Annotated in this window: 8 protein-coding genes; 6 read left to right on the top strand and 2 right to left on the bottom strand. The window is 40.8% G+C overall.

What is annotated here, in order from left to right:
- Positions 1–171 precede the first annotated feature (171 nt).
- Positions 172–1185 (bottom strand): LacI family DNA-binding transcriptional regulator, encoded by a 1014-nt coding sequence (locus DRW42_RS01075; protein WP_113946973.1) that lies wholly within the window; start codon positions 1183–1185, stop codon positions 172–174.
- A gap of 163 nt (positions 1186–1348) precedes the next feature.
- Here DRW42_RS01075 and DRW42_RS01070 point away from each other — a divergent pair, with 163 nt between their 5' ends.
- Genes DRW42_RS01070 through DRW42_RS01050 form a run of 5 tightly spaced genes read left to right on the top strand, consistent with a single transcriptional unit; the run spans position 1349 to position 11992 of the window.
- Positions 1349–4462 (top strand): SusC/RagA family TonB-linked outer membrane protein, encoded by a 3114-nt coding sequence (locus tag DRW42_RS01070; RefSeq protein ID WP_244215161.1) that lies wholly within the window; start codon positions 1349–1351, stop codon positions 4460–4462.
- Between the two features lie 35 nt (positions 4463–4497).
- The gene (locus DRW42_RS01065) at positions 4498–5997 is read left to right on the top strand and encodes a RagB/SusD family nutrient uptake outer membrane protein (RefSeq protein ID WP_113947181.1); all 1500 of its coding nucleotides are present in this window, start codon (positions 4498–4500) and stop codon (positions 5995–5997) included.
- 24 nt (positions 5998–6021) lie between these two features.
- Complete coding sequence (locus DRW42_RS01060) at positions 6022–8016, top strand: glycoside hydrolase family 2 protein (RefSeq protein WP_113946972.1); 1995 nt, start codon at positions 6022–6024, stop codon at positions 8014–8016.
- A 6-nt stretch (positions 8017–8022) separates the two neighbouring features.
- On the top strand, positions 8023–10302 hold the full coding sequence (locus tag DRW42_RS01055; protein WP_113946971.1) for an FAD-dependent oxidoreductase: 2280 nt from the start codon (positions 8023–8025) through the stop codon (positions 10300–10302).
- Positions 10303–10312: 10 nt separating this feature from the next.
- A complete protein-coding gene (locus tag DRW42_RS01050; RefSeq protein WP_167437778.1) occupies positions 10313–11992 on the top strand; it encodes a sodium:solute symporter family protein in 1680 nt (559 codons plus the stop codon).
- Between the two features lie 155 nt (positions 11993–12147).
- Here the strand turns inward: DRW42_RS01050 and DRW42_RS01045 are convergent, their stop codons facing one another.
- Positions 12148–12987, bottom strand: coding sequence for a M12 family metallopeptidase (locus tag DRW42_RS01045; RefSeq protein ID WP_113946970.1), 840 nt, complete (start codon positions 12985–12987; stop codon positions 12148–12150).
- Between the two features lie 527 nt (positions 12988–13514).
- Between DRW42_RS01045 and DRW42_RS01040 the strand changes: the two genes are divergently transcribed.
- Positions 13515–16571, top strand: coding sequence for a SusC/RagA family TonB-linked outer membrane protein (locus tag DRW42_RS01040; protein WP_113946969.1), 3057 nt, complete (start codon positions 13515–13517; stop codon positions 16569–16571).
- Positions 16572–16573: the final 2 nt, after the last annotated feature.

Raw genomic sequence — 16573 nt, 5'->3', positions numbered from 1 at the left:
TACTTTGGCGCTCCAAAGTACCATGCCCCCGCGGCATAGGAGCGGAGAAAACTTTGTGTGTCTACACGGTAGTATTCATCGGGGCAGGGTGACAACTGTGCGTTAACAATATCTATAGTAGACTATTTAAACCAAAATTAATAACCAAATTCAGTTTTATAAACGTGTCGATCAACTCGAATTTCTAACAATAAGATTCGTTTTGAGCATCACGGTTTGGGCTTTCCAGTCGGCTACCTCCCGATCAAGCTGATCCAACAACAATTGGGTTGCTACCCTTCCTATTTCTGCTATAGGCTGTTCAACCGTTGTAAGTGAGGGTTCTACCAGTGAAGAAGCAAAATCGTTACTAAAACCAACAATGGCAATATCCTGTGGGATTTTTAAACCCGCTTCTTTAATCAGCTGTATGGCTTCAATTGCAGTGGGGTCATTTATTGCAAAAATAGCATCTGGCCTGGGGTTAAGGTTCAGAAAATAGTTAATGTATATTTTTACCTTATTTATCGATAAATCATAATGTATAATCAGGTCATCGTTTACCGGAATACCATATTTTTTTAAAGTATTTAAATATCCGGCTTTCCTTTGTTTACAGATACTCAGGGTTTCAGGACCGGATAAATGGGCAATGCGTTTTTTCCCCTGTTTGATGAGGTGTTCAACCGCCGAGCATGCCCCTTCATAATCATCAACAATAACCTTTGGTACAATCATCTCATCGCAAATCCTGTTAAAAAACACAATGGGGATGCCTTTTCTCTGAAAGGTTTTAAAATGTTCGTAATTATTGGTTTCTTTTGTCATAGAGATCAGCACGCCATCTACCTGATGAGACAGCATTACCTTTGTATTAGCCACTTCTGTTTCGTAACTTTCATCAGACTGGCTGATGATCAGGTTGTAACCCGCTTCTTTGGCCCTTTGCTGTGCACCGATAATTACCTGTGGAAAAAAGGAGCGTGAAAACTCCGGAACAATAATTCCAAGGGTTTTACTGGCTCGTTTAATCAGGCTTACCGAAAACATGTTCTTTTCATATTCCATGGCATCTGCCATTTCCAGAATCCTTTCCCTGGTATGGGGCTGTACATTTGGATGACCGGTTAGGGCTCTGGAAACCGTTGATTTTGAAATGTTTAATGCTTTTGCGATATCGATTATCGTTACCTGATGCTTTTTCATACTTAAATATACGCAGTTTGGGAGCATTCCCAAAATTGGGAACGCTCCCAATTTATTATATCTGCTTTTTATAATAAGGGATTTAAGAATTGACATTATAATTGTCTGTCGATTTACATCCGAAAGGATTAATACGGCGCTAACCAAAATAAACCAAATAATTATGACAAGATTTTACGATCTGTTTTTTAGGGGGAACAGTTCTCCTGAAAACAAGGAAACTGTTTTCGATCCGAAAAAGGCAAATACTACTGTTCTCCGGAAATGCCTAAAACTAAGGTATACAATTGGTCTGATTTTGACTTTAATGCAGTTAAGTGTTTTTGCCCAAACCGATGTAACCATCAACGGTACCGTTAAAGATACAAAAGGCCAGCCTGTTCCAGGGGTGAGTGTTGCGGTTAAAGGAACAACAACCGTAACGCTAACGGCCAATACAGGTAGCTTTACCATTAAAGTACCATCAAATGCAAGCGTACTTGTTTTTTCTTTTATCGGTTATACTAAACAGGAAATTAATGTTGGCAACAAAACCACAATTGATGTGGTAATGGCCGAGGAAGATAAACGGCTGGATGAGGTGGTAATTGTAGGTTACGGTTCGCAGAAAAAAATTGCCAATACAGGGTCTATTGCCTCAGTTAAATCTGAAGACCTGGTTAAAACACCGGTGGTAAACATTGCGCAGGGCCTGCAGTCAAGAGTTTCTGGTTTGCAGGTTACACAGAACAATGCAGCTCCGGGTGGTAACATCAGTGTTAGGGTAAGGGGAACCAATTCTATTAACGGATCATCAGAACCTTTGTATGTAATTGATGGGATACAGATATCGAATGAAAGTGGTGCCAATACACCAAGCCCATTATCCACCATCAATCCATCGGATGTAGAGTCGGTAGAAATTTTAAAAGATGCATCCGCTACGGCTATTTATGGGGCCAGAGGTGCTAATGGTGTCGTTTTAATCACTACCAAGCGTGGTAAATTGGGTGCAACCAGCATCCAGGCTGAAAGTTATGTTGGGGTACAGAAAATTACGAAAACCATTCCGGTTTTAAATGCAACGCAATTTGCACAGCTTGAAAATGAGATCTATAAAACCACCATTTATGCCAATCCTGAAAACGAAGGGGAAGGTACCAACTGGCAGGATGAAATTTACCGCAGTGCAAAAATCCAGAATTACATGGTTTCGGCAGCAGGCGGATCTGATAAAACGAGATTCTCTGTATCGGCCAATTATTTCAACCAGGATGGTATTATCATCAATTCTAATTTTAAAAGATATTCGCTTAGGGCTACTTTAGATAATATTATTAACGACAGGTTTAAATTCGGTGCCACCATCCTGAGTAGTTATACCATCAATAGCGGGATTTCGACTGCTTCACAATCATTAGATGGTGCTGCCACTACTACTTCGGTTGTAGGTGCTGCATTGGGGGCGCCGCCAACTTTAAAGCCGTACAGGGCCGATGGCAGCATTTTTCCTTTAAGTGATCAGTTTAACGGCAGGTACCGCGAAGTAACAAATCCTTTGGGTTTAACAGAGGTATTTAACCAGCAACAAACCAAACGCACACTGGCAAATATGTATGCCGAGGCTAAAATTGTAGACGGTTTAACCTATCGGGCTACTTTTAATGCCGATCTGGCCGGTACATTAGGTGACAGGTATTCACCCATTTACATCCTCGGTGCTTTAGAAAGGAATGCAACCTCGGGTTCTGCCTACAAAAGCAATTCCAACTCAACTGCTTTACTGCACGAGAGCATTTTAACTTATATTAAATCTTTCGGACAACATAGTTTAAAATTTACCGGGGTATACGCTACACAGGCTAACTTTTACAACTTTAATGATATTAATGCCAATGGTTTCCCGAACGATGTAACTAAAAACGAGGCAGTTCAGCTTGCCATTAACAGAGCTGTTTCAAGCAACAGAACAAGAGAAGCCTTAGAATCAGTGATGGGCCGTATCAATTACAGCTTTGCGGATAAATATTTCTTCGATGTTACCGCAAGGTATGATGGTAACTCGAAATTTGGCCAGAATAAAAAATGGGGCTTTTTCCCGGCAGTATCTGGTGCATGGCGTATTATTAAAGAAGATTTTATGCAGAACAGTACCTTGTTCAGCGATCTGAAATTAAGGGCCAGTTATGGTATTACCGGTAATGCTGCGGCAATTGATCCTTATAAATCGCTGGCAACTTTAACATCGGGAAGTGATTATGAGTTTGAACATACCTATACTGTTGGCATTAGTCCTTCAGGTATTCCAAATGCCGACCTGAGATGGGAAAAATCTACACAGGCCAATATCGGGCTTGATTTTTCATTCCTTAAAGGCAGGTTAAACTTTGTAGTTGATGCCTATAACAAGAAAACAAAAGATATCCTTTTCATAAAAGCATTGCCGTTTTCATCAGGATATTCTTCAATTACCGGAAACTTTGCCAGTATGGTAAACAAAGGACTCGAATTTGCGGTAAATACCAAAATATTAGATGGAGAATTAAAATGGGACCTGAATGCCAATTTTTCCATCAACCGGAACAAACTACTCAGTTTAGAAGGCGATGTAAAAGAATTTGTGTTGAGTCCGTATGCGGTATTAAGCGTTGGGCAGCCATTGGGTGTTTTCAAAACCTATGTATATAACGGGATATACCAAACCGGAGAAACCATTCTTCCGGGATCAGATGGCAGGGTAGGTGGTCCTAAAGTGGCCGATCTTAATGGTGATGGACTGATTACAGCTGCCGACCAGAAAATCACTGGAAACGCCAATCCAGATTACATTTTTGGTGTTTCTACAAACCTGAGCTACAAAAACTTCGATTTTAGCCTGTTTGTTTCAGGTGTACAGGGCAACCAGATTTATAATTTAAGCCGTTATGTTTTCGAAACGCCGCTGGGTGGCAGAAACACATTGGCCGGTGTGACCAACCGCTGGTCGCCAAGCAACCCAACCAACGATTTTGCAAACGGTTTGCAGGGTGGCCGTTTGCCCATCAGCGATCGTTTTGTAGAAGATGGTTCGTTTATCCGTTTAAAAAACATCAGTTTAGGTTATACTTTCAAAAATATAAAAGCACTTAAAAATGCCCGCTTATATATCAGTGCCAATAATTTAGTAACCATTACCAATTATTCTGGCTACGATCCTGAGGTAAATACCTTTGGAGGTTCCAATACATTGATCGGGGTAGATAACCTGGTATATCCGCTTGCCAAAACTTACCTGATCGGTTTACAAATAGGCCTGTAGTTATGAAATCATTACTTATTTCTAAAATAATTGATATGAAAAAGAATTTAATTAAATCCGCCACACTTATCTTATCGCTAAGTATGGTAATCACCATAACATCCTGCACCAAACTTACCGAAGAACCTTATTCGGCCATTTCTACAGGTCAGTTTTATAAAACCGAGGCAGATGCCAATGCTGCTTTAACAGCGGCTTATGGTCCGCTTGCCGATCTTTATTACACTGCCGGAACCTGCGTTTCTGATTGGAGTGCCGATCAAAGTTATCCTAGGCAGGCCGTGGGCAGAAATACGATGACACTTTTTAATTACGATCCCAATTACACCACTCAAAAGAGTTTTTCGAGAACAAACGAATCGCCACAGCAAATTTGGGTGGCCTGTTATTCGGGTATTGAAAAATCGAACTGGGTGATTTCAAAAGTACCAGATATTAATATGGCAGCTGCTACAAAAGATGCCATTTTGGGCGAAGCTTATTTTTTAAGGGCATTTTATCATTTCACACTGACCAAAAACTTTGGCGATGTGATCATAAAAACAGTTCCAAGTGATAATATAGATGCCGCTTTGCAGGTAGTAAGCCCGAAAGCAAACGTATATAAGCAGATTTTTGCCGATCTTGATGTTGCAGTTGCAAAATTACCTGCCCACAGCCCAACGCTGGTAAAAGGAAGAACATCAAAAGAAATTGCTTTAGGACTATATGCAAAAGCTGCCCTGTACGCCGAAAACTGGCCTTTGGCATTGGAAAAAGCCAAACTGGTTATTGCATCTAATAAATTTACCTTATTAACCGAACCTGTTGATTTATACAATGTTGCAAAAGAAGATGCTTCGAGGACAGAAAATATGTGGGCTTATGAGTGCGAAAGTACAAATCCGGGCCGGAGTTCACAATTGATGAGCCTATACGGACCTAAAAACAGTGATAGTCCGGTTTATGGCACCACCACTTTCGGGTCGATATTTGCCTATCAGGCTTTCTACGATTCTTTCAGCCCCGCAGATAAACGCCGTTTGTTGCTGGCTACCTCTTACGTTACCAAATCGGGTACCACTGTGGCTCAAAAAGACATTACTCCAATTACCACAAAAGGGGTGCTGATCAAAAAATATATGGATCCCAATTCTATTGGCGCCAATCAGGCCGTTAATGTGCCTATTTTAAGATTTGCCGATGTATATTTAATTGCAGCAGAGGCCGAAGCAAGGGCAAATGGCGTTAATGTTGATGCTTATCTCTACCTGAATAAAGTTCACCAAAGATCCAATGTTGATCCCGTGATTCCTGGCTTAACCAAAGATCAGTTTATTGCTGCCGTATTACAGGAACGGAGCTGGGAATTTTTTGGCGAAGGCGACCGCTGGTACGACCTTACCCGAACCAATACGTTTATGCAGGTAATCCCTACTGCCGTTAACGATGTTTACCCAACCCGTAATATACAACCAAAAAACAGGTATTTTCCGATCCCACAGGATGAAATTAATGCCAATAATAAAATTGTACAAAACCCCGACTGGAAATAAAATTGTCCCAAATAAAATTAAGATATGAAATATCCCATAATAAAACTCTTCGTTTTTTGTCTGCTTTTGAGCAAGTTTTCATTTGCCCAGTTTACCATCAGGCATAAGGATGCCATCATGTTGAATGGCGAATGGCGTTTTGCCATGGACCCACGTGATGTTGGCGAAAAAAACGGATGGTATAAACAGGCCACTAAAGCAAATTGGGACAAAGTAACCGTTCCACATTGTTTTTCTGTTGATAAACGTTACCTGTTTTACACCGGTAATACCTGGTATAAACGTGTTTTTACCATCACTAAGCCACAAAATAAAAGGATTATTCTCCACTTTGATGCCGCATATTATTTAACCACGCTGTATTTAAACGATAAAAAAATAGGTACGCATGAGGGTGGATATACGCCATTCAGTTTTGATGTTACGGATGATTTGAAAGATGGTGAAAATACCATTGCGGTTTCTGTTGATAATAATACCTGGAAAGAGGGTACTATACCGGGTTCAAAAGATTATGGCGAAGCGAACGATCCTTTTATGGGCTGGATCAATTATGGTGGATTAAACCGCCCGGTGTATTTAACCATAGAGCCTGAGGTTTATCTTAAAAATTTAAAAATTACAGCAACTCCCGATCTTAAAAAAGGAACGGCCAAACTGTTTGTTCGCGCTTATGTCGAAAACCCTTTGAATAAGGAGAATACTGCGCCTAAATTCGAAGCTGGTTTTGAAGGTAAAAACCTTGTGCTGAAATGGAAGACTGTAAAAACCCAAACTACTGATCAAACAGTTATTTACGAAGCCGAAGCAAACCTCAGCCAAAAGCAGGTAAAACTCTGGAACATTGATGAACCCAATCTTTATCAGTTAAAAGCTGTTTTGGGTGGAGATACACTTATGTCCAACTTTGGGATCAGGAAAATTGAGGTTAAAGCAGCACAGCTGTTGCTAAACGGACAGCCGATAAAATTTGGAGGGGCAAACCGAGTTGTCGACTATCCTGGATTAGGGGCTTTAGAGCCCGATAGCGTGGTTGAAAAAGATTTCAGGTTGATGAAAGAGGGAGGTATGATCCTTCAGCGTTTAACCCATTATACACCTGGCGAATATTTTTATGAACTGGCCGATAAATATGGCATGCTGATTATCACTGAAGCCGGAAACTGGCAGCTTACGCCTAACCAGATGAAAAATGAAACTTTCCGTTCTAAATTTAAAGATCAGCTTCTGGAGATGATGCACCGCGATTGGAACCATCCGAGTGTTTTTGCTTATAGCGTTGGAAATGAGTATGCATCGGGCACGCCCGAAGGGCAAAGCTGGACAAAAGATATGATCGATTTCGGCAGGAAAGAAGATCCTTCAAGGCTTTTTACTTTTGCTACACTCACTTTAAATAGCCTTCCTAAAACTCCTGAGGCAGAAGCTTCGCAATATTGCGATTTTGTATCAACCAACACCTATGGTGGCCATGCCAAAATTTTAGATAATATTCACCGCTTATATCCTGATAAGCCTGTACTGATATCCGAGTGGGGTGTTAGGGCCGATCAGGCAACCGAAGCCGGGCAGGTTAAACACATTGAAGAAGTGGCGCAAATTATCCGCGAAAGGCCTTATGTAATCGGTGCTTCCTGGTGGAGTTATAACGATTATCAAAGCCGTCATGTGGGTACTAACCCAAATGGTTACAGGCCCTGGGGCCTTGTTATGGCTGATCGTTCGCCGCGTCCGGGATATTTCACCTATCAAAAAGAAATGTCGCCAATTACTGTAAAAGTTTTGGAAAGTAATAATGGCACTTTGAAATTACAGGTGAGCAATAAAAACGATTTTCCATATCAGAATATTCAAAATTATAGCCTGAAAACGGCATCGGGATTACAATCAATCCCATCATTAAAACCGGGAGAAAGCACTGTAGTAGAAATTAAGGGAGTTACAGGCGATGTTACAAAAATAGAGGTTTTAACGCCTAATAAATTTGTGATCTATCAGGAAACGGTTCACTTTAAATAATTTAACATGTTAAAAACAAGTTTTTCCGAGAAAAGATCCCCCAAAAAAATCTTTTTAGAGACCGGATTGGCAATTGTGGGAGGTGGATTATCTGGCGTTTGTGCTGCAATTACAGCGGCCAGGGCAGGGCTACAGGTGGTATTGGTTCAGGACCGTCCGGTTTTAGGCGGAAATTCCTCAAGCGAAGTACGTTTATGGATTTTGGGCGCTACCTCTCACCTGGGTAACAACAACCGCTGGAGCCGCGAAGGTGGGGTAATAGATGAATTATTGGTCGAAAATATGTTCCGTAACCCCGAGGGCAACCCATTAATTTTTGACAGCATCCTGCTGGATAAAGTGGCCGCAGAAGAAAATATCACATTGTTGCTAAATACAGCCATTTACGAACTCGAAAAATCAGGTTCCGAAATTATTTCGGCTATTGAAGGCTTCTGCAGTCAGAATTCGACGCATTATCATATCTCTGCGCCACTTTTCTGCGATTGCTCGGGAGATGGGATCGTGGGCTTTTTGGCAGGTGCGGCCTTTAGGATGGGTGCTGAAAGTAAAGATGAATTTGACGAAAAATTTGCCCCAACAGCCGAATATGGCGAATTATTAGGGCATTCGATGTATTTTTATTCTAAAGATACCGGAAAGCCTGTTAAATACACTGCACCCGAATTTGCCTTAAAAGACATTACCGAAATACCACGTTTCAGGAGCTTTAATACAAAGGAATATGGCTGCAGGCTTTGGTGGCTCGAATATGGTGGCCGACTGGATACTGTACACGATACCGAAAAAATAAAATGGGAACTCTGGAAGGTGATTTACGGTACCTGGGATTACATTAAAAACTCGGGTAACTTCCCCGATGCAGAAAATCTTACCCTTGAGTGGGTGGGGACCATCCCGGGTAAAAGAGAAAGCAGGCGTTTTGAGGGCGACTACATGCTCAGTCAAAAAGATATTGTAGAACAACGTACTCATTTTGATGCCGTGGCTTATGGCGGCTGGTCTATCGATCTCCATCCGGCCGATGGCGTATTCAGCGAAAAACCCGGATGTAATCAATGGCACAGCAAGGGCATCTACCAGATTCCTTACCGCACACTTTACAGCAAAAACATTAAAAACCTGTTTTTGGCCGGTCGCATCATCAGCGCCAGTCATGTGGCTTTTGCCTCTACACGTGTAATGGCCACCAGCGCTTATGTAGCCCAAGCAGTGGCACTGGCGGCCAAAATCTGTAAGGATAAAGGTATTTTCCCTGCCGATATCATTAAAAATGATCAGATTGGCATTCTTCAGGAAGAATTGATCCGCTCCGGGCAGTATATTCCGGGTGTTAAGTTCAATGATCAGCAGGATCTCGTGCAAAAAGCCAGCCTACAGGTGAGCAGCGAATTAAAAATAGAGGCATTGAATAAAGGAATGGAATATGTAGACCTGGCACTTTCTTCTGCACAGCTGATCCCCGTGAAAGCTGGGATTATGCCGAAAATATCTTTTTCTGTTAATGTAAAAAAGCCAACCACTTTAAACGTTCAGCTCAGAAAAAGCATTAAATCAGGTAATTATACACCCGATATTACCATCGAAACCAAAACCTTTAGCCGTGGCGAAGGATTGCATGATGTGACATTATTATTCGATTTTGTCCCAACGGAAGAGACTTACCTGTTTTTGATCATTGAAAAAAATCCTGATGTTAAATTAAAGTTCAGCCAGCAGCGTATCACAGGGATGTTATCCGCCTTTAATCTGGTGAATAAAGCGGTTTCTAATTTTGGAAAACAAACACCAACAGAAGATATTGGCGTGGAAGAATTCGAGTTCTGGTGCCCGCAACGCCGGCCGGCCGGCTTAAATATTGCATTGACATTTGAACCTGCACTCGAATTTTACGGTGCGCAAAACTTAAAAAATGGTATAGACCGGCCAACTCTGAACCCAAATGCCTGGGCGGCTGCCTATAATGATCCAAAACCGGAAATTACCCTCAATTGGGATAACGAACAGCAGATAAGCGAAATCAATCTTGCTTTTGATACGGATTTCGATCATCCGATGGAATCCGTTTTAATGGGGCACCCCGAAAACAGGATGCCATTTTGTGTACAGAATTATACCATCACTGATGAAAATGGTAAATTGCTTTATAAAAAGGATGGCAACTACCAAACCCGGAATGTGATCAGATTCGATTCTCCGGTGCGTACCAAACAGATAAAAATTAATTTAGAACATCCCTCAGCATTAACCCCGGCCGCATTGTTCAGCGTAAGGTGTTACGCATAAAATAAAAACTATGGTAACCTTAGATTTTTACGTAATGGCAATTTTTGCCGTACTCATTTTTTCAATCGGACTGATTTTTACGCGGGTAGGAAGCAAAAGCGGACAGGCATTTTTTGAAGCCGGCGGTGCAACTCCATGGTGGATTAACGGACTTTCGCTTTTTATCAGTTATTTTTCTGCAGGTACATTTGTGGTATGGGGATCAATCGCTTACAAAAGTGGTTTGGTAGCCAATGTAATCCAGCTTACCATGGCTATAAGTGGTTTATTGGTGGCGAGGTTTATTGCTGCGAAATGGAAGAAAACCGGTGCAATGACGGCTGCTGATTACCTGCGTACGCGTTTTGGTGTTAAAACGCAGCAATTTTATACTTACCTCATTTTATTGTTAAGTTTATTTGCAACGGCTGCGGTACTTTACCCGGTAGGTAAAATGGTGCACGTGGCTACACCTTTTTCTTTAAATACCTGTATCATCGTAATCGGGCTCATTATTGTACTTTATACGGCTGCAGGTGGTTTATGGGCTGTTTTGGTTACCGATGTGGTGCAGTTTGTGATTTTAACGGCCTCGGTACTGATTGTAATACCGATTGCTTTTAAAGAAATTGGCGGACCTTCGCAGCTATTCGCAAAAGCCCCTGTAGATTTTTTTAAACCCTTTAATGCCGATTATACCTTTGAGTTTATGCTGGCTTTTATTGTTTATCAGTTGTTTTATATTGGTGGTAACTGGTCTTACGTGCAGCGTTACACCAGCGTTTCTACCGTAAAAGAATCTAAAAAAGTAGCTTATCTATTTGCCATCTTATATTTTGTAAGTCCGGTGATATGGATGATTCCCCCAATGATTTACCGCATCATTAATCCAAATTTACAGGGATTAGAGCCCGAAGGTGCTTATATGATGCTTTGTCAAAAGGTACTTCCGGCAGGTTTAATAGGTCTGGTATTGGCGGGGATGATTTCGGCTACATCAAGTAAGGCAAATACCACCATCAATCTGGTGGCAACCGTTTTTGCCAACGATATTTATAAAGCCCTGATCAGGAAAAAAGCTTCCGAAAAGGAGATGATTTTTATGGCAAGGTTATTTACGCTCATATTTGGTGCAGCCACCATTATTGTAGCCATATTAATCCCCAGAGCAGGTGGGGTGGTAGAAGTGGTATTAAGTACCGCATCTATTGCAGGTGGTGCCCTTTTCGGACCGATTATCTGGTCGTTGTTTTCGAAAAGACAAACTTCTTTTTCTTTGGTATTTATTTCTACCACATCACTTTTAGTGAGCCTGTTTTTTAAAACCATTACCCCGGCTGCTTTCGATCTTAAATTTAACCGTACCATCGAAACCATAGTAGGTGTAGGTTTACCAGTACTTTTACTGGCCATTTTTGAACTGTATTACACCAGCCGAAACTTAATCGGGGCACCTTTTATGCTTGCTCCGACTGAGCAGCACACGCAAAATGAAATAAACAAGAATATTGCAGCAGAAAAGCAGAATGTATTTGGGATAAAAGTTATCGCCATTTCTATGGTAGTGGTAGGAACAGGAATTGTATTGCTGGGTATTTTTGCCCCGCAATTTGGTGGGATTGTAATCGGTGTGGGCTTATGTGTATTGTTAACGGCTATTTACATCTGGTACAGGGTAAAAGGTTTTCAAAAGAAAATTGGATTGCAATAAAGGATATGCTTTAGGTATTAGCCGATCAGCAGCTTACGTAATTAGGAAGAGCAAACGATCCGCTAAAACATGTATTGAAACCCAAATCAAATCAATAAAAGACAAAAGACAGCATTAAAACTGTCTTTAGTCTTTTGCAGAATATTTGTCAGAGTTTAATACATGTCGTCGAGGCCGGCTATATCTTTTGCTGATAGGTTATTAACCTGGTCGGTATAACCAGAACCATTTAACAGCGTGATAGTCATTTTTCCATTAATTGAAAAGGCTTTTGACCCATACATCATAATCGATCCGAGATCCATTGTACCGAGCGTTTTAGATGTAACTGAAGAAACTTTATTGAAAGCGTATCTGAAGTTAGGATCAACATTTTCAAGATAAACTTTTACAAAATTATCCCTGTCAGGACGCTGGTGTTCGTGTTGTACGCCAAGTGCATGCATAAATTCGTGTGCAATGATGCCTGCATTGGTATGGTTTATCATCCGTAATTCTTGTCTTCCACCCTGCATGCCTAAAGGAGAATTGTTCCCATCTGATTTTATGACTTCGATATAATTAGGCTGGTTGGTTCGTTCTACAAAACGGACAGGGCTAACGCTTGATATTTTTTGCATGGCCTGTAAAGCGTATGTATTTGATGTGCCTAAACTCAGCTTATAATAAACAATACCGTTTGGCCATCTTTTAGTATCTTTTAAAAATAAGCTCCTTTCCTGTGTACTGAGTTCTTTATTGTTCAGTCGTTTTAATAAATTAAACTGCTGAGCCCCAAGAATAATGTCATCAGCGAAATAATACTCGCCGTTTTCTTCTTTAATAGTCATTTTGTTCCCGTCAATGGTAAAATCATGCATCACGGTTTGCTGCAGATTTTCCTTTTGGTTTTTTACTACTTCTTTTTCATTGTTTTTTTTACAGGCTGCCAGGCCGATAATGATCATCACCACTACAGTTTTTGCCAGGTTTTTAAAAAATTGATTTGTTTTCATAGTTATGGTTTTAGTAAAAGATTAATTAAAAACATATTTCAATGAATAACCCATGCCGCTTATTAATGCGGCATTTGGGGTAACCGGGACAATTTTGTGGGATTAGCGTAGGTAATCTTATGCTTAATTTACTGTTGAAAACAGGAAATTTTTAGCTTTGAGCACTGATATATAATATCGGTTTAAATATACAAAGTAATATTATTAGTAATACTTATTTGTTACGAAAGTAATACGATAAACTCATTAATTCTGGTTAAATATTAACCGATTATAGTATGAAATTATCTCTGTAGAACTTTACCAATATTTATTCAAGGTTCTGGACGGGTGAAATAAAATTTGCCCTGAAAAATAGCCATCCAGATGCTGAATCAATTTGGTGTTCTTCTACCATTAGCCTGTAAATTTTGCTAATCGTTTGCCATGTTAATATGATAGTATTGTCCATGTATTGGTAACGATCATCCATTTATCAGCTTTTATTTTCATCGTAAGTTTATCCGCACTAATCAAATATCTTTCGTATGTTAAATTATATTGTAAAATCCTTGCCCAAAATAGCATCGCTATTGATGTTTTTTGTGTTGTTGCAAGGTAGTGTGCTTTCGGCTCAGGAGCTGATAAGCGCATCAGGAAAAGTTACGGGTAAAGATGATGGAATGTCCATCCCCGGCGTTTCTGTCAAGGTAAAAGGAGCAGCTATCGCAACCTCTACCGATCCCGATGGAAAATTCAGTTTAAAAGTACCGGCAGGCTCTGTTCTTGTTTTTTCTTCCCTTGGTTATCGTAGCCTTGAGCGACCGGCGGCTGTGGGTATGAATATCGTTCTGGTATCCACAACAAGCGAGCTTCAGGAAGTTACCGTAGTGGGTGCAACCATTAAAAAGGGCGATTTAACCGGTTCGGTGAGTAGTGTTGGCGAAAAGGTGATTAAAGAAATGCCTGTAACCAATATTAATCAGGCTATCCAAGGCCGGGTTGCCGGCGTGCTGGTGCAGAGTAATGATCCGAGGCCGGGTGGTGCGGTATCCATTAAAGTACGTGGAAACAACTCCATACAATATGGCTCAAACCCGATTTATGTAGTAGATGGTTTGGTAATCGAAGAAGCCTTTAATACCATTAACCCTGATGACATTGCAAGTATCGACATTTTGAAGGATGCATCTGCAACTGCAATATATGGTTCGAGGGGAGCAAATGGTGTGGTATTGATCACCACCAAAAGAGCCAAAAATGGTGATGGCAAAATCGAATACAATGGCTGGTATGGTGTACAGTCGTTCAACAAAAACATCCCATACCTAAATGCCCAGCAAATTGGCGATTTACGCATTGATGCCTATGCCAATAAATACATGGATGATAACCCAACGGCAAACCGCCAAACTTATATCAACTCGTTGCTGGGCACAAATTCAATTGCATTTAGTCAGGATGAACTGGCAGTGTACCGTAGCGGCCAATCGTATAACTGGCTCGACGAAATTACCCGCACGGCTATACAGCAAAACCATACCGCAACATTTTCTAAAGGTGGTCCCGATGGTGCCGTATATGTAAGTTTTAACTACACCGATCAAATGGGCTTGTTAAAAACCTCCAACTATAAACGTTATGGTGGTCAGATCAACCTCGATCAGAAAATAAAACCCTGGTTAAAAATCGGTACCAATACCAATTTCTCGCGTACCGAAGAATCTTACATCGATGGTGGTGTATTTGGTATTGCAGCCAATGCCAATCCGCTTTTGCCCATCAATGATCAGGTTACCTATTTAAGCTGGAAGGGGATTCAAAGCACCGATCTTTATAACCCCATCAGAAGTTTAAATATTGATGGAAAAGGCAATTTAAACCGTTTGTTAACCAATAATTACGTAGTGGCCACCCTTATTCCGGGTTTAAATATACGCTCGAGTATAGCCCTTGATGTAAGGAACCAGAACTATTACAACTACATTCCGAAAAGTTTAGGCCAATCGCTTAGAAATTCGACCAACGGCAGTGCTACGCAGAAAAAAGAAAGCTGGGTAAACTGGCAATGGGATAATTCTATATCTTACGATAAAACCATTGGTAAAAACAGCTTTTCGGGGATCCTGAGTTTTGGATTGAGCCAGAATAATTACAATTATAACCAGGTAAATGCATCAGGCTTTGCTACCGACGATTTTTCTTACAAATACCTGGGTGGGGCTTACCTGAAAGATCAGTTCCAGTTATCTTCTGATTTTGTAACCAACTCATTAATCAGTTACGTGGCGAGGTTTAATTACAGCTACGATAATAAATATTTTGCAACCCTTACCGGAAGGTACGATGGTTCGTCGAAATTTGGCAATGGCAACAAATGGGGACTTTTTCCATCACTTTCACTCGCATGGAATATTGCAAACGAAGATTTTTTCAAGGATATCAAGGGAATCAACATGCTTAAAATCCGTGCAGGTTATGGTATCGCCGGAAACCAGAAAATTGATGATTTTGCCTACCGTTCCCTTTATCGTCCGGTATTTACCAATGGATCTGTTACTTACGTGTCAGACGGCCGTTTAGGAAATCCGGATCTTGTTTGGGAAAAGCAAAAACAGCTCAACCTGGGGCTGGATATCGCCATTTTAGACAACAGGCTAACTTTTAATGCTGATTATTTTCTGATCCATAACAACGATTTGTTGATGAGAAGAACCCTATCCACCACATCCGGATTTAACAATACCATCGCTAATGTAGGCTCATTGCTTAATAAAGGATTCGATTTTAACATCAATGGTGTCATCCTGAAAGGTGATGATTTAAAATGGAACCTGGGTGCCAATATTTCGGCCTATAAAAGCAAAATCACCAAACTTTATGGTAACGTAGATGCCATTTATAATTATGGCGGATTTACCGGAGTGGAGATCCAAAGGGAAGGCAATTTCTTCCTTAACCAGCCGCTCAATTCGATTTATACCTATAAGTTCGAAAAAATTGCACAACAATCCGATATGGCGCGTATCCAGGGGATTGATTACGGTGGCCGTACCATTCATCCGGGTGATATTATCCCTGTTGACGTAAATGGCGATAAAAAGATAGATGATGCCGACCGTATTGTAGTGGGGAAAAAAGATCCTAAATTTTACGGCGGTTTCTTTACCGATGTAACCTATAAAAACCTCACGCTGAACGCGGTTTTCAATTACAGCTATGGCGGTAAGGCCATCAGCGGACTTTATGAAGGTTTATTAAACGGAACGGGCGAATATTCGGGTCATGAAGACGAACTTAACCGCTGGACACCTACCAACACCGGTTCTAACATCCCCAGAGCTTATAGCGGAAGTGGCAGGTATGGTATTGGTGAAACAGATTACGCCGTACAAAATTCATCTTATTTAAGGATGTCGGCCTTAACACTTGCCTATAATTTCACACAGGATTTTATGAAAAAGGCAAAAATCAGCAATCTACGTGTGTATGTTACCGGCCGGAACCTGTTAACCGTAACCAAATACAAAGGTTACGATCCTGAAGGCGGTGATGGTTATCCAACTTCAAAAATGTTTGTTTTTGGTGTTAATATTGGACTTTAAGA

The sequence above is a fragment of the Pedobacter miscanthi genome (assembly GCF_003315595.1).
Taxonomy (GTDB): domain Bacteria; phylum Bacteroidota; class Bacteroidia; order Sphingobacteriales; family Sphingobacteriaceae; genus Pedobacter; species Pedobacter miscanthi.
Note: the sequence above shows the minus strand (reverse complement) of the source record. Positions and strands in the feature narration are given on the sequence as shown.

Bases quoted from the DNA above. Each gene is read 5' to 3' on its own strand.
- DRW42_RS01075 (WP_113946973.1), bottom strand. From the start codon at position 1,185: ATGAAAAAGCATCAGGTAACGATAATCGATATCGCAAAAGCATTAAAC.
- DRW42_RS01070 (WP_244215161.1), top strand. From the start codon at position 1,349: ATGACAAGATTTTACGATCTGTTTTTTAGGGGGAACAGTTCTCCTGAA.
- DRW42_RS01065 (WP_113947181.1), top strand. From the start codon at position 4,498: ATGAAAAAGAATTTAATTAAATCCGCCACACTTATCTTATCGCTAAGT.
- DRW42_RS01060 (WP_113946972.1), top strand. From the start codon at position 6,022: ATGAAATATCCCATAATAAAACTCTTCGTTTTTTGTCTGCTTTTGAGC.
- DRW42_RS01055 (WP_113946971.1), top strand. From the start codon at position 8,023: ATGTTAAAAACAAGTTTTTCCGAGAAAAGATCCCCCAAAAAAATCTTT.
- DRW42_RS01050 (WP_167437778.1), top strand. From the start codon at position 10,313: ATGGTAACCTTAGATTTTTACGTAATGGCAATTTTTGCCGTACTCATT.
- DRW42_RS01045 (WP_113946970.1), bottom strand. From the start codon at position 12,987: ATGAAAACAAATCAATTTTTTAAAAACCTGGCAAAAACTGTAGTGGTG.
- DRW42_RS01040 (WP_113946969.1), top strand. From the start codon at position 13,515: ATGTTAAATTATATTGTAAAATCCTTGCCCAAAATAGCATCGCTATTG.